This is a genomic window from Streptomyces sp. NPDC002133, from assembly GCF_040296405.1.
GTDB lineage: Bacteria > Actinomycetota > Actinomycetes > Streptomycetales > Streptomycetaceae > Streptomyces.
In genome coordinates this window covers 199,449-212,609 of record NZ_JBEOXF010000003.1, presented here as the reverse complement: position 1 = coordinate 212,609, position 13,161 = coordinate 199,449, and the positions used below count along the sequence as shown (strand labels likewise).

Genomic DNA, 13,161 nt, shown 5'->3' with positions numbered 1-13,161 from the left:
CGGCGCCCGTCATTACAAGAACGAGCGTGTGCGCCGCGCGGCACGAATACCCACAGACACCAAGCATTCTCGTGGCCGTTCGCCCCTGTGGCAGCAGGATCCGCCACGGTTCGCTGTGGACTGCGCCACGTTGCGCGTCCCCCGGTCGCGCCGTACCACAGCGGGACCCAAAACAGTCCCCTTTTCCGGATATTGGCGAACGAATCGACTAACGACCGGCAGCGGTACAACGATCGGCCAGCCTACCGCGCCGCGTTCGACGCCCGGCCCCGGGGGGCGTCAGTGGGCCTGGTCCCGCCGGTGGCCGGCGAGCAGGAAGACGACCGAGCGCTCGCGCTCCGACCAGGCGTCGGCGGGGTCCAGCTCGACGGACTGGAGCAGGGCGCATTCGACGGTGTAGCCGCCCTCGGCCAGGGCCGTGCCGATCGCCTCGGCCTCGTCGCGCGTGGAGGCGTGGGTGACGATGCGCTCGGGGCGCCGGTCGGCGCAGGCGGTGACCACGGGCACTCCCCCGCCGCCGATGCGTACGACATCGGGCTCCGGCAGCCGCTCCAGCACGTGCGGCGCGCGGCCCTGAACGGTCTGCAGCTGGACGCCGTGACGGCGTGCGGCGGCCTCCGTACGGAGACAGGCGGCGGGGTCGGCGTCGACCGCGATGACCGCGGCACCGAAGCGGGCCGCGTCGGCGGCCAGCTCACCGCTGCCGCAGCCGATGTCCCAGACGAGGTCACCGAGGCGCGGGCCGAGGCGGGCGAGCTGCGCGGCGCGCAGCTGCACCGACTCTCCCTCCCCGATCGGGTGCCGGGCGTGCTCGCCGGGCCGGATGTGGTCGCCCGCGTGGTCGCGGACGTTGTCCCCGGTGCTTTCCCGGACGTCACCCCGGCCGGGCTCGGCGGGCAGCGCCCAGCCGCGTACCTGCGAGGGATAGCCGGTCTCCCGCCCGGACACCCAGCCTCCGCCGGTCGCGGTTGCGGACGCGGCGCCGCCGATGACGATGACGACGTTCGGGTCGCGCCACGAGTGGTCGGCGACCTTGTCGGAGGTGAGCACGGTGACCTGTTCCCGCTCGGTGCCCAGCTCCTCGCAGATCACGAAGGTGCGGTGGACGCCCTCGAGGAGGAGGGCCAGTTCGGCGGGGCCCGCGCCCGGCGACGTGAGGACGGCCACCTTGGTGTGGGCGCGGCAGACGTTGACCGCGCGCCGCAGCGTGCGGCCGTGTGCGACGACGACCTGGGCGTCGTCCCAGGGCATCCCGGCTCGCGCGAAGGCGGTGGCGACGGAGGAGACCGCGGGGACGACCTCGACCTCGAGTCCGTGCTGCGGCGCCCTGAGCGTGCGTACGACGCCGAAGAATCCCGGGTCGCCGTCGGCCAGGACGACGGGGCTGCCGCGGTGCCCGGCGATCCTGCGGGCAGCGAGGTCGACGCTGCCGAGCCGGATGCGCTCGGCGCCCACGGGGACCTCGGGGAGGGCCAGGTGGTGGGCGGCGCCGGCGACGAGCGTGGCGGCGGCAAGGGCGGACCTGGCGGCCGCGGGCAGGGGTGAACCGTCCCAGCCGATCACCGTGACCCGGTCGGCCATCGTCGTCTGTCTCCTGGAGCTCGCTGAGGTCGCCGGCGGTGTCGCCGACGTTGTCGCAGGTCGTGAGCGTACCTGGTATCAGTTCCAGTCGGCGAAGGTGGAATATCCGGCATCGGCCATCTGGTCGGCGACGCCGTCGAGGTCCTCGGGAAGCAGACTCCAGATGATCAGGTCGGTCCGGATGTCCGCCCAGCCGCTCTCGGTCAGGGTGCGCGCTATCCAGGCGTTGCGCAGGACGCCTTCGCTGATGCAGCCGATCTTCTGGGCGACCTGCTGCGACGCGGTGTTGTCGGCGGTCGTGCGGATCTCCAGGCGCTCGAACTTCTGGTCCCGGAAGAGCCACTGCGCGACGGCGAGCATGGACTCGGTGGCATAGCCCTCGCCGCGCGCCCAGGGGGCGGTGACGTAGGCGGCCTCGGCGGCGAGGACACGCCAGTCGGTGTTCTGCAGATGCACGATGCCGACGAGGCGCTGGGTGAGGAACTCGGTGACGGCGAAAACGATGCCCCGGCCTTCCGCGCGCTCAGCAGGAGCGATCCTGCGTACCCAGTCCTCGGCGTCCTGCCGGGTGTAGGGGTGCGGCACGGAGGTCCAGGCGGTGACCATCTCGTCGTTCATCATCTCGGTGTGGGCCGGGATGTCGGCGTCCTCGAACGCGCGCAGCACCAACCGCTCCGTGCTGATGGAGATGTCGGGGAAGGTGGTAGTCATGCGCAGCTCCATGCCGAAGACCGTCGTGAACGTCGTGAAGGCCGTAAAGGCACAGCATGCAGCATCGGGTGAGGGATGTGCATGGCCGGGTCGGTACGCCGAGGACATGCCGGGGGAAACACACCGGTGACGCCGAAGGCCCCGCGCACCACCGGGATGCGCGGGGCCTTCGCCCACAAGGCCCTTACGGGCGCCGTTACTTGGCTGCGGCGCCGAAGGACGGGATGACCGAGCCGTCGTAGGTGTCCTCGATGTACTTCTTCACCTCGGGGGAGTTGAGGAGCTTCGCGAGCTTCTCGACGCGCGGGTCCTTCTCGTTGCCCGCCTTCACGGCGAGGAAGTTGGCGTAGGGGTTGCCCTCCGCCTTCTCCAGCACCAGGGCGTCCTCCGCGGGCTTGAGGTCGGCCTCGATGGCGTAGTTGCCGTTGATGACGGCGGCGTCGACGTCGTTCAGGGCGCGGGGCACGGTGGCGGCCTCCAGCTCCTTGAACTCCAGGCCCTTCTTGTCGGTGATGTCGGAGAGCTTGGCGTTGGTGCCGACGCCCGGCTTGAGGGCGATGAGGCCGTTCTCGGCGAGCAGCTGGAGCGAGCGGCCCTCGTTGGTGGTGTCGTTCGGGACCGCGATGGTCTGGCCGGGCTTGATGTCCTTGAGGGTCTTGACCTTGTCGGAGTACAGGCCGAGCGGCTCGAGGTGGACATTGACCACCGGGACGATGGTGGTCTTGTTCTTCTTGTTGAAGTCGTCCAGGTACGGCTTGTGCTGGAAGAAGTTGGCGTCGACCTGGCCCTGCTGGGTGGCGGTGTTCGGCAGGACGTAGTCCGTGAACTCCTTGACCTCCAGCTTGAGACCGGCCTTGTCGGCGAGGTTCTTCTTGACGAACTCGAGGATGTCCGCGTGCGGCGTCGGGGACGCCGCGACGACGAGCGGCGTGGAATCGGCGGCCTTGTCGCCGGAGTCCGCCTTGGCGCCCGGGTCGGAGGCGGTGCCGCAGGCGGTCAGGCCGAGGGTGAGGGCGGCGGTGACGGCAGCGGCCGCGGTGAGCTTGATGGTCTTGCGGTGGTTACGCACGAAAAGTGCCTCTTTCTGGTATTGCGGTGATGGCGCCCGGACAAGGAGTGCGGGCTTGCGGGTGGGCCGGATGAAGCGGAGGGCCGGTCGGGCCGTGGTGCTCAGGCGGTGCGGCCGCGGTGGGCCAGCAGCCGCACCACTCCGTCGCCGATGAGCTGCACGGCGGAGACGATGGCGATCAGGATGACGACGGTGATGAGCATGAACTGGGTCTCGAACCGCTGGAAGCCGTAGGTCACGGCCTTGGATCCGAGTCCCTCGCCACCGACGGCACCGGCCATCGCCGAGTAGCCGACGAGGACGATCACGGTGGTGGTGATCGCGGCGATGATCGAGGGCAGGGCCTGCGGGAGCAGCACCTTGCGGATGATCGTCGGGATGGAGCCGCCCATGGACTGGACCGCTTCGACCAGTCCGTGGTCGACCTCGCGGATCGCCGTCTCGACGAGTCGCGCGAAGAAGGGGATGGCGCCGACGGCGAGCGGCACGATCATGGCCGTGGGGCCGATGAAGGTGCCGACCACCGCGGTGGTGAAGGGGATCAGCGCGATCAGCAGGATGATGAACGGCAGCGATCGGCCGATGTTCACGATCACGCCGACGACCTTGTTCACGGGGGTGCTCTGGAGCAGTCCGCCCTTGTCGGTGAGGACGAGCACGATCCCGAGCGGCAGTCCGCCGATGACGGTGACGACCGTGGACCACAGCACCATGTAGAGGGTGTCGACGGTGCCCTGGGTCAGCAGCGGCTGCATCTCCGACCACGTCACTTGACGGTCTCCTTCACCAGTTCCGCGCGCGGCGCGGGGATCTCCTCGGCCTGCGAGCCGGCCTCGGCCTCGTCGTCGACGACCTCGACCTGGAGGCCCTGTTCGCGCAGGAAGCCGACGGGCACGACGTTCTCCTCGTAGCGGCCGGGCAGTTCGATGCGCATCCGGCCGATCTGCTTGCCGCCGACGGTGTCCATCGCGGCGCCGAGGATCGAGATGTCGATGTTGTACGTGCGCGAGAGCTGCGAGATCACCGGCTGGGTGGCGGCCTCGCCGTGGAAGGTGACGTCGACGACCGTACGGTCCGGGCCCGATGCGGCCCCGGTGACCGGGAACAGTTCCTCGGCGAGCTCGGAGCCGGGGGTGGCGAGCAGTTCGCTCACCGTGCCGGACTCGACGACCCGGCCCTGCCTCATCAGGGCGGCCGAGTCGCAGACCGTCTTGACGACGTCCATCTCGTGCGTGATGAGGAGGACGGTGAGGCCGAGCTGCCGGTTGAGGTCCCGCAGCAGCTGGAGGATCGAGCGGGTGGTCTCCGGGTCGAGGGCGCTGGTGGCCTCGTCGGAGAGGAGCACCTTCGGGTTTCCGGCGAGGGCGCGGGCGATGCCGACGCGCTGCTTCTGGCCGCCGGAGAGCTGCGCGGGGTAGGCCTTGGCCTTGTCGGCGAGGCCGACGAGGTCGAGGAGTTCGAGTGCGCGGCGGGAGCGCTCGGAGCCGGAGACGCCGAGGATCTCCAGGGGCAGCTCGATGTTGTCCTTGACGCTGCGCGAGGACAGCAGGTTGAAGTGCTGGAAGACCATGCCGATGCGGCTGCGCGCCTCGCGCAGTTCCTTCCCGGCACGGTTGCCGCGGCCGGCGAGGGCGGTGAGGTCCACGCCGTCGACGGTCACAGTGCCGGAGGTGGGCCGCTCCAGCAGATTGATGCAGCGGATGAGGGAGGACTTTCCGGCGCCGCTGCGGCCGATGACGCCGAAGACCTCGCCCTCGCGGACGTGCAGATCGACGCCGTCCAGGGCGGTGACGTCGCGGCCTCGCGACCGGTAGACCTTGGTGAGGCCCGTAGTGGTGATCACAGGGATTTCCGTCACTGTCGAGTGCGCAGCGTGCGGTTGCGCCGGGCACGGGTGTGTCGTCTTGGGACAGCCGGACACACACGGGTGACCTGGGGGCAGGGTGTGCGTGGTGCAGGCACGGTCCGGCAGGATGCTGGCGGACGCGGCGCGACTGTCGGGGTCTCGCTTCGGGGCGCGAGGCTCAGGCAGGGGCCCTCAGAAGGCGCGCATTCGACACATACAACGAGCACCGGGCGTTGTGTTCGCCTCGGTCGCAAGGGTGCGGCTGCTCGTCGTGGTCATGCGGGCAAGTAAAGCAGACAGGCGTACGAGCGGAGCTTCGGTGTCCGCATAGCGGACTGCTTCCATTCGAAGTGCGGACAGATCGGCCGCCGCCACGACCGTGACGCGAAGGGCGTGGCCAGGCGGGACGCGGCCGGGAGGGCCTTCACGACGACGCCAGCGGGCGGCTCGGCCGGCTCGTGCGTTGTGGCCAAGGCCACGGTTCCCGTCCCGGCGGCACCCGGCTGCGGCGAACCCCGGGCACCGGCGGGCCCCGCGCACGGCGGGCCATTCGGCCCGTAATACCCTCGACTGCATGCTTGACGCCCTCACGATCGCGGTCTCCGCGGCCGCGCTCGCCCTCGCCGCCTGGTGCGGTCTCGCCGCCTACCGGGACCAGCCGACGAAGGACTGGCACTTCATCGGCATGGCCGTGGTGACGGTGCTGGCGCTGGCACAGCTGGTGACCGGGATCGTGCAGCTGGCCCGTGGCCTGGAGGCCGACGAGGGCTCGGTGATCTTCGTCGCGTATCTGATCGGCGCGTTGGCCGCGATCCCGGCGGCCGGTTTCCTGTCGCTGGCGGAGCGGACGCGCTGGGGTTCGGTGACGGTCGCGGCTGGCGCCGTGGTCCTCGCCGTCCTGGAAGTACGGCTCTACGACATCTGGAAGGCCTGACGATGACCGACGCCGCCACCGACGCCACCGGCGTCACCGAGGAGCGGCCCGGCCCGCGGACCCGGCTCGTCCACGGCCCCGGCGTGCTGGTCGTCTGGCTGTACGGCGTGATGTCGGTGGGAGCGGTGTCCCGCTCGGTCTACCAGATCGCCACCGAGTACGAGCGGGCTCCGCTCGCCTACTCGCTCTCCGCGATCGCCGCCGTGGTGTACGCGTTCATCACCTACACCCTGGTACGCGGCGGCGAGGCGGCCCGCAGGGCGGCGCTGGTGTGCTGCGCCGCCGAGCTCGTGGGCGTACTGGTCGTGGGTTCCTGGACGCTCGCGGACCCGTCCGCGTTCCCGGATGCCACGGTGTGGTCCGGCTACGGGATGGGCTACCTCTTCATCCCGGTGCTGCTGCCGGTCACGGGAATCCTGTGGCTGCGCAAGGCCCGGCGTTGAGCCGGGTGTTCGTGCGCCGGGCCGTGTCCGAGAACTCCCGCCCGGCACGCACTCCCCCGTAGCCCTTCGGGCTCGGGCGGTGCCCCCACGCCACGTTGTCGGAGTCATCCACGTACGTCCGCCACGAGGATGATCCACCGCCTTGCGAGGGCACGCACCGGACGCCGCGAGCCCCGCCCTACGGGCGGACGGCGACAGTTCTCACACACGGCCCCGGGCTAGGCGCTCTTGGCGTAGTCCCGCACGTCGGCGTCCTTCTCCAGCGTGATCAGCGTCAGCTTCGGGCCGACCTCGCGGGTCGACACGGGCGCGTAGCCGTGGCTGCGGTAGAGCCGCAGATTGACCTCGCTCCGGTGGCCGGTGAAGAGCTGGAAGCGCTTGGCGGCCGGCTCGCCCGCGAAATGCGCCTCGATGGCGTCGAGAAGCCGTCCGCCGAGGCCGTGGCGCTGCATCCGCGGGTGGACGATGAGCTTGGCGATCCTGGCCGTTCCGGCCTCGTCGATCTCGCCCCGTACGGACGCGATGACTTCGTCGCCGAGGCGGGCCACGAGGGCGTGTCCGCGGGCGAGCTCGGACCGGAGGTCGTCGAGGCTCTGGGTGAGCGGTTCGATGCTGTAGTCGCCGTAGAGCTCCGCCTCGCTCTGGTAGCACAGGTATTGCAGCTTGAGGATGTGCTCGGCGTCCTGTGCCGCCGCCGCTGAGATGCTCACGCTCATACCCATGTGTGCATGCCTCCCGCTCACCTGTCACCCGGTTGTCTACCGCTCCATTCCCCGCAGTTCAGGAGCTGCAACCTCTGCCGCGAGCATTCTGCGCAGACATCCCAGGCAACGGGAACGCATCGGCCCCAGACTGCCTTGTGAGATACCCAACTGTCCTGCGATTTCTCGGTAGGTGGGGTCCATCGGGGACAGCATCGCAGTCAGCAGCCGTGGGCAGTGTCCAGGGGTACGGGCCACCGCTGCCCGCACCACCCGGCGCCGTTCGGCGACGAGGGCGGCCCGCTCCGGGCAGGCAGCGGGGCCGGCCGCCGGTTCGCCGGCGTACGGACGCTCCCGCAGGGCCCGCCGCCGGGCGCGGAGCGCCTCGTCGCGCACGGCTCCGCGCACCCAGCCGGCCGCGTCGGCGGGCGGCCCTTCGGCGTCGAGCTGTTCCAGCAGCCGTACCCACACGTCCTGTTCGATGTCCCCCGAGTCCAGGCCACCGTTGTCCGCCTCGGCGTTGGCCTCGGCGGCGACGAGCGGCTGCAGTACGCGTACGAGCGCGCTCGGCGCACCGAACGACTTGGCGATGGCGGGAAGGGCGACGAGGTCTTCGCTGGGCGTCATGTCCGTCGGGACGTCACCACCGCGAACTGCGGTTTCGGCGGTGGCCCGCTCTCACCCGACCGCATGACGGGCGTCCGGCCGCTGACGGAGTCGGCCGGGCGGCGGCATCCGCGGCCCGGCCGGCGCTGCTCGTCGCGGTGGTCAGCGGTCGACGAAGTCGGTGCGGGCGAGCAGCCCCGTGTCCGGGTTGTCGGTGAAGATGCCGTCGATCCCCTGCTCGAAGTAGACCTTGAAGGCGCCGAAGGCGTCGCCGTACGCGTTCGGGTCGGTGCCGCGCCGGAAGTCCGCGGGCAGGAAGGAGTTCTCGTTCCGCACCGTGTACGGGTGCAGGATGAGGCCCTCCGCGTGCGCGTCCCGGACCAGCGTGGTCGGCGCGCCGAGTTTCCCGCTCGCGTCCTTCGGGATGATCAGGTCGAGGGTCGGCCCGATGCCCTGCGCATACGAGGCGATCCACTTCAGGCCCTCGGGCTTGACGAGGTCCGCGACCGTGCGCGGGTCGCCCGCCTGCACGAAGTCCCAGGGGCGGGTGCTCGCGCCGGAGAGCAGGACGACACGCGGGGAGGAGACGAGCTTCGCGAGCCGCTGGATGCTGCCGGGCTCGAACGACTGCAGGAAGACGGGCGAGTTCGCGCGGTGGCGGCCGTACCGGCGCAGCAGCTTCGCGAGCGGCTCCTCCAGGGCGAGGCCGATGCCGCGGAAGTAGGTGGGGTGCTTGGTCTCGACGTGCAGCCAGACGGGGGCTCCTCGGCGGCGGCCCTCCGCATCCGCCCAGCGCAGCACCTCCTCGAAGGTGGGTATCTCCCACCGGCCGTCGTAGAGGGTGTTCTCCTGACGGGTGCCGGGGATCCGCTCCGTGGCGCGCAGGGTCTTCAGCTCGGCGAGCGTGAAGTCCTCGGTGAACCAGCCGGTGAGGCTCGTACCGTCGACGGACTTCGTCGTCCTGCGCGACGCGAACTCGGGCCGCGAGGCGACGTCCGTCGTGCCCGTGATGTCGTTTTCGTGACGGCAGACCAGATGGCCGTCCTTCGTGGGCACGAGGTCCTGCTCGATGACGTGCGCGCCCATGTCCAGGGCCAGCTGGTACGAGCCCAGGGTGTGCTCGGGGCGGTAGCCGCTCGCGCCGCGGTGCGCGATGACCGTGGGCACGGGAAGCCCGCGGTACCCGTGTCCCTGCCCGTGCCCGTGCCCGAACCCGTGGCCCTGGCCCTGCCCCCGGCCGTCGGCGCCGTGCTGTTCCTGCGCGTGCGCCGCCGAGGCGGCACCGAGGCCGAGCGTCGCCGAGCCGAGCACCGCAGCGCCCAGGACAGTGCGCCGTCCGGGGGTTCTGTCCGCACCCTGTGTCATGAGCGCTCCTCCAAAGGGATGTGATGTCCCGCACCTGTCGTACGGGTCCCGCGCGGCGCACGATGCTAGGTGGCGGGACGTTACGTGCGGCAGACGCTGGGCGAACGCGCCGAAAACTCGGGTCAACACTGTGTATCGGCTCGATGAACCCAATGTGCGCAGGGGCCGGACCCGCGAGTATCGTCCTCACCTGCAGAGACTTCGCCGGCCGTACCCGACCGCCCATGACTTCGGAGGACCCGTTGTCCCGCTTGTCGCTCATCAAGGCAGTGCTCGGACCGTTCCTGCGCCTGATGTTCCGCCCCCGCGTGGAAGGCGCCCAGCACATTCCCGGGGACGGCCCGGTCATCCTCGCCGGCAACCACCTCACCTTCATCGACTCGATGGTCCTGCCGCTGGTCTGCGGCCGGCAGGTCTTCTTCATCGGCAAGGACGAGTACGTCACGGGCAAGGGGGTGAAGGGCCGGCTGATGGCCTGGTTCTTCACGGGCGTCGGCATGATCCCGGTCGACCGGGACGGGGCGAACGGCGGAGTGGCGGCACTGATGACCGGCCGCCGGGTGCTGGAGGAGGGCAGGATCTTCGGCATCTATCCGGAGGGCACCCGCTCCCCCGACGGCCGCCTCTACCGGGGCCGTACGGGCATCGCACGCCTGACCCTGATGACCGGCGCGCCCGTCGTCCCGTTCGCGATGATCGGCACGGACAAGCTGCAGCCGGGCGGCGCCGGACTGCCGCGTCCCGGCCGGGTGACGGTCCGCTTCGGGGAGCCGATGGAGTTCTCCCGCTACGAGGGCATGGACCGCGACCGTTATGTGCTGCGCGCGGTGACGGACTCGGTGATGACCGAGGTGATGCGGCTGTCCGGCCAGGAGTACGTGGACATGTACGCCACCAAGGCGAAGGCGGCCTGAGCGAGGGACCGTCGGCCGGGACCCCCGCCGCCTGAAGCGTACGAGGCACCCAGGCGCCGAGCCCCAGGGACGGCGCACGACAAGGCCGCCACCAGGGCGAAGGCGGAGTGACTGGACGGCGGGCAACACCGTCCGCACGAGTGGGCGAAGGCAGGCCGTCCGATTCGCCACCGTGAAACGTGACGTGGCCCCCGGCGCCGATGCGCCGGGGGCCACGTCACGTCCGAGCGGGTCCGGGGCGGCGTCAGTGCTCGACGCCGTCGGCCAGCTTCTGGCCCCGCAGCAGGAACCACGCGGCGACCGCGGTCGCGAGCAGCACCACCGCACCCGCGCCCGACGCGAGCCTGAGCCCGTCGACGAACGCGTCCTGGGCGGCGCCGACGAGCGCCGCACCCTGCTGCTGCGGCAGCGCGGTGGCCGCTTCGACGGCGCCGCCGAGCGACTCGTGCGCCGCGGACGCGGCACCCGAAGGCACTCCGGCCGGGGTCGCGAAGTCCCGGTAGACCCCGGTCACGACCGAGCCGAGCAGGGCGATACCGAGCGCCGCGCCGAGTTCGTACGCCGTCTCGGACACCGCGGACGCCGCCCCGGCCTGTTCCTTGGGAACGCTGGAGAGGATCACGTCCGCCGTGACGGTGAACGAGAATCCGGCGCCGATGCCGACGACGAGCAGGGCCGCGCCGAGCAGCGGATACCCGGTGGACCGTCCGATGAGGGTCAGCACGGCGAGGGCGAGGCCCACCGCGGCGAGACCGCCTGCCACCACGGACCGTACGGAGAACCGCCGGGCGAACGCGCCTGCGACCAGTCCGGTGGCCACCGCGCCGATCGCGGCGGGGAGTTCCGCGAGACCGGCCTCGAACGGCTGCCTGCCCTGGACCAGTTGCAGGAACTGCGAGAGGAAGAAGACCAGTCCCGACAGGCCCAGGACCGTCAGCAGGTCGGCCAGCACGGCACCCGAGAACCCCCGGTGGCGGAACAGCCGGATGTCGAGCAGCGGCGCGGGCAGGGTCAGCTGCCTGCGGACGAAGCCGTACAGTCCGGCCCCACCGATGAGCGCGGCGGCGATCGCCTCCCAGCTCGGCCCGTGGGACGCGGCCTCCTTGACCGCGTAAACGACGCCGACCATGCCGATGAGGGACAGTGCCACGCTCATCAGGTCCCACGGTCCTGCGACGGGGTTCTTCGACTCGGGCAGCAGCTTGATGCCGACGAGGACCAGGACGGCCATGACCGGAAGGTTGATGAGGAACACCGAGCCCCACCAGAAGTGCTCCAGCAGGAATCCGCCGACGACCGGTCCGACGGCCGCGCCGGCCGAGGCCATGGCGCCCCAGATGCCGATGGCGAGGCTGCGCTCCCTGGGGTCGTGGAAGATGTTCCGGATCAACGCCAGCGTGGACGGCATCAGGGTGGCGCCGGCGACTCCGAGCAGGGCGCGGGCGGCGATCATCGTCTCGGGCGTGGTGGCGTACGCGTTGAGCACGGACACCGCGCCGAAGGCGACGGCGCCGCTCAGCAGCAGTTTCTTGCGCCCGATGCGGTCACCGAGACTGCCCATGGAGACGAGGAGTCCGGCGATGACGAACGAGTAGACGTCACCGATCCACAGGAGCTGGGTGCCCGACGGCTTGAGGTCCTCGCTGAGGAACGGCGTCGCGAGGCCGAGTACGGTGGCGTCGACGGCCACCAGCAGCACGGCCAGCACCAGTACCGCGAGCGCGAGCCAGCGCCCGGGGCGGTACAGGGTGTCATCCGTCCCGCTCAGGCGCTGGACGGTACTGCTGCTCATTTCTCCACACTCCGTCGTGCTCCGCCGAGCAGCAGCTCGGCGATCATGTACTGGAAGTCGTTCTTGGCGACCCGGCCGTCCATGACGGACCAGGCGCAGGTGCCGATCAGTCCGTAGAGGGCCTCGGTGAGCCATGCGGGCGAGAGGTCGATACGGAACTCGCCCTGCTCCTGGCCGCGCCGGAAGAGGGCCGATACGCGGGCGTCGAGCCTGGACCAGCCCTCGTTCATCTGGTCGCCCTCGAACAGCTGGTTCTCGGTGACCAGGAAGGCGAGGAGCTCCGCGCACGGCTCCATCTCGGCGATGAGCCGGCGCAGCGCGTCACTCGCGCCGCCCTCGTCGAGCCGCGCCCGGTCCAGGGCGGTCTCGAACTCCTGGATACCGAAGGCCTCGAGCGCCCTGACCAGGGCCTCCCGCCCCGCGAAGTGCCGGTGCAGCGTGGCGCGCCCGATGCCCGCGGCGCGTGCGACCTCGTCCATCGTGGCGGTCGATTTGCGGGCGAGGAGGGCGGCGGCGGCGCGGAGCACCTGTTCACGGTCCATAGCCATGAGACAAGCATACACCGAATGAGACATCGATGCCTCATTCGATATTTCAATGCCTCACAGGGAGGCTGGAGGGAATGCTGTGCGCATGAAGCCGCTGCTGCTGATCGACATCGACGGTCCGCTCAATCCGTACGGCGGAAAGCCCCAGAGCCGGCCGGACGGATACGGGACGCATCGCATGCGCCCGAACGGCTGGACCCACCCGAAGCCGCTGCGGGTGTGGCTGAACCCCGGGCACGGCGCGGAGCTGCTGGCGCTGGCCGCCTCGTACGAGCTGGTGTGGGCGACGACCTGGAAGGACGAGGCGAACGTGTGGGTCGGGCCGCATCTGGGGCTGCCCGAACTGCCGTTCATCGACTGGCCCGTGATGCACGGGGCCTCGCCGCGCGGGACGTTCTGGAAGACGCAGTACGTGCTGGAGTACGCGGCCGGGCGGCCCTTCGCGTGGATCGACGACGAGATCACGCACCTGGACCGGGAGTGGGTGGAGCAGAATCACCTCGCAGCCGCTCTGCTGCTCCACATCGATCACCGCATCGGGCTGACCCGGCCGGACTTCGACGCGCTCGCGGACTGGGCGGCGGCGCTGTAGCCGCTGGTGGGAACGGGACCGCCCCGGCCGGACGGATGTCCGGCCGGGGCGGTCGCCGG

At 70.6% G+C, this 13,161-nt stretch carries 14 protein-coding genes; 4 read left to right on the top strand and 10 right to left on the bottom strand.

Annotated features, from left to right (window positions below; all coding sequences use genetic code 11):
• Positions 1-279: 279 nt before the first annotated feature.
• The 5 genes from cbiE to ABT078_RS05585 form a co-directional block, all read right to left on the bottom strand.
• On the bottom strand, positions 280-1,581 hold the full coding sequence (cbiE, locus tag ABT078_RS05605; RefSeq protein WP_351224120.1) for a precorrin-6y C5,15-methyltransferase (decarboxylating) subunit CbiE: 1,302 nt from the start codon (positions 1,579-1,581) through the stop codon (positions 280-282).
• 78 nt (positions 1,582-1,659) lie between these two features.
• Entirely contained in the window at positions 1,660-2,304 is a 645-nt protein-coding gene (locus ABT078_RS05600) for a GNAT family N-acetyltransferase (protein ID WP_351224118.1), read from the bottom strand.
• A 184-nt stretch (positions 2,305-2,488) separates the two neighbouring features.
• Positions 2,489-3,361, bottom strand: a complete 873-nt coding sequence (locus ABT078_RS05595; protein ID WP_351224116.1) for a MetQ/NlpA family ABC transporter substrate-binding protein — start codon at positions 3,359-3,361, stop codon at positions 2,489-2,491.
• Between the two features lie 101 nt (positions 3,362-3,462).
• Positions 3,463-4,131: a methionine ABC transporter permease gene (locus ABT078_RS05590; protein ID WP_351224114.1), complete on the bottom strand. Its 669-nt coding sequence runs from the start codon at positions 4,129-4,131 to the stop codon at positions 3,463-3,465.
• Complete coding sequence (locus tag ABT078_RS05585) at positions 4,128-5,204, bottom strand: methionine ABC transporter ATP-binding protein (protein ID WP_351224112.1); 1,077 nt, start codon at positions 5,202-5,204, stop codon at positions 4,128-4,130. Before ABT078_RS05585 ends, ABT078_RS05590 begins: the two co-directional genes overlap by 4 nt.
• Positions 5,205-5,781: 577 nt before the next feature.
• On the opposite strand from ABT078_RS05585, the gene ABT078_RS05580 reads away from it, so the two are divergent.
• Both ABT078_RS05580 and ABT078_RS05575 read left to right on the top strand, forming a co-directional pair.
• Positions 5,782-6,141: a hypothetical protein gene (locus tag ABT078_RS05580; RefSeq protein WP_351224110.1), complete on the top strand. Its 360-nt coding sequence runs from the start codon at positions 5,782-5,784 to the stop codon at positions 6,139-6,141.
• 2 nt (positions 6,142-6,143) lie between these two features.
• Complete coding sequence (locus ABT078_RS05575; protein ID WP_351224108.1) at positions 6,144-6,584, top strand: hypothetical protein; 441 nt, start codon at positions 6,144-6,146, stop codon at positions 6,582-6,584.
• A 218-nt stretch (positions 6,585-6,802) separates the two neighbouring features.
• Here the strand turns inward: ABT078_RS05575 and ABT078_RS05570 are convergent, their stop codons facing one another.
• From ABT078_RS05570 to ABT078_RS05560, 3 genes are all read right to left on the bottom strand, one after another.
• Positions 6,803-7,306, bottom strand: coding sequence for a GNAT family N-acetyltransferase (locus ABT078_RS05570; protein WP_351224107.1), 504 nt, complete (start codon positions 7,304-7,306; stop codon positions 6,803-6,805).
• 36 nt (positions 7,307-7,342) lie between these two features.
• Entirely contained in the window at positions 7,343-7,912 is a 570-nt protein-coding gene (locus ABT078_RS05565; protein WP_351224105.1) for a sigma-70 RNA polymerase sigma factor region 4 domain-containing protein, read from the bottom strand.
• 141 nt (positions 7,913-8,053) lie between these two features.
• Positions 8,054-9,256, bottom strand: a complete 1,203-nt coding sequence (locus ABT078_RS05560) for a glycerophosphodiester phosphodiesterase (protein ID WP_351224103.1) — start codon at positions 9,254-9,256, stop codon at positions 8,054-8,056.
• 224 nt (positions 9,257-9,480) lie between these two features.
• Between ABT078_RS05560 and ABT078_RS05555 the strand changes: the two genes are divergently transcribed.
• Entirely contained in the window at positions 9,481-10,170 is a 690-nt protein-coding gene (locus ABT078_RS05555) for a lysophospholipid acyltransferase family protein (protein ID WP_502981164.1), read from the top strand.
• A 244-nt stretch (positions 10,171-10,414) separates the two neighbouring features.
• Here the strand turns inward: ABT078_RS05555 and ABT078_RS05550 are convergent, their stop codons facing one another.
• Both ABT078_RS05550 and ABT078_RS05545 read right to left on the bottom strand, forming a co-directional pair.
• The gene (locus ABT078_RS05550; protein ID WP_351224099.1) at positions 10,415-11,962 is read right to left on the bottom strand and encodes an MFS transporter; all 1,548 of its coding nucleotides are present in this window, start codon (positions 11,960-11,962) and stop codon (positions 10,415-10,417) included.
• Positions 11,959-12,510, bottom strand: coding sequence for a TetR/AcrR family transcriptional regulator (locus ABT078_RS05545; protein ID WP_351224097.1), 552 nt, complete (start codon positions 12,508-12,510; stop codon positions 11,959-11,961). The genes ABT078_RS05550 and ABT078_RS05545 overlap by 4 nt, the downstream gene beginning before the upstream one ends.
• A gap of 85 nt (positions 12,511-12,595) precedes the next feature.
• On the opposite strand from ABT078_RS05545, the gene ABT078_RS05540 reads away from it, so the two are divergent.
• Positions 12,596-13,102 carry an HAD domain-containing protein gene (locus ABT078_RS05540; RefSeq protein WP_351224095.1) on the top strand — a complete coding sequence of 169 codons (507 nt, stop codon included), beginning with the start codon at positions 12,596-12,598 and terminating at the stop codon, positions 13,100-13,102.
• The last annotated feature ends 59 nt before the right edge of the window (positions 13,103-13,161 follow it).

Coding starts and splice junctions, on each gene's coding strand:
- cbiE (WP_351224120.1), bottom strand. CDS start 1,581: ATGGCCGACCGGGTCACGGTGATCGGCTGGGACGGTTCACCCCTGCCC.
- ABT078_RS05600 (WP_351224118.1), bottom strand. CDS start 2,304: ATGGAGCTGCGCATGACTACCACCTTCCCCGACATCTCCATCAGCACG.
- ABT078_RS05580 (WP_351224110.1), top strand. CDS start 5,782: ATGCTTGACGCCCTCACGATCGCGGTCTCCGCGGCCGCGCTCGCCCTC.
- ABT078_RS05575 (WP_351224108.1), top strand. CDS start 6,144: ATGACCGACGCCGCCACCGACGCCACCGGCGTCACCGAGGAGCGGCCC.
- ABT078_RS05570 (WP_351224107.1), bottom strand. CDS start 7,306: ATGGGTATGAGCGTGAGCATCTCAGCGGCGGCGGCACAGGACGCCGAG.
- ABT078_RS05565 (WP_351224105.1), bottom strand. CDS start 7,912: ATGACGCCCAGCGAAGACCTCGTCGCCCTTCCCGCCATCGCCAAGTCG.
- ABT078_RS05560 (WP_351224103.1), bottom strand. CDS start 9,256: ATGACACAGGGTGCGGACAGAACCCCCGGACGGCGCACTGTCCTGGGC.
- ABT078_RS05555 (WP_502981164.1), top strand. CDS start 9,481: ATGACTTCGGAGGACCCGTTGTCCCGCTTGTCGCTCATCAAGGCAGTG.
- ABT078_RS05550 (WP_351224099.1), bottom strand. CDS start 11,962: ATGAGCAGCAGTACCGTCCAGCGCCTGAGCGGGACGGATGACACCCTG.
- ABT078_RS05545 (WP_351224097.1), bottom strand. CDS start 12,510: ATGGCTATGGACCGTGAACAGGTGCTCCGCGCCGCCGCCGCCCTCCTC.
- ABT078_RS05540 (WP_351224095.1), top strand. CDS start 12,596: ATGAAGCCGCTGCTGCTGATCGACATCGACGGTCCGCTCAATCCGTAC.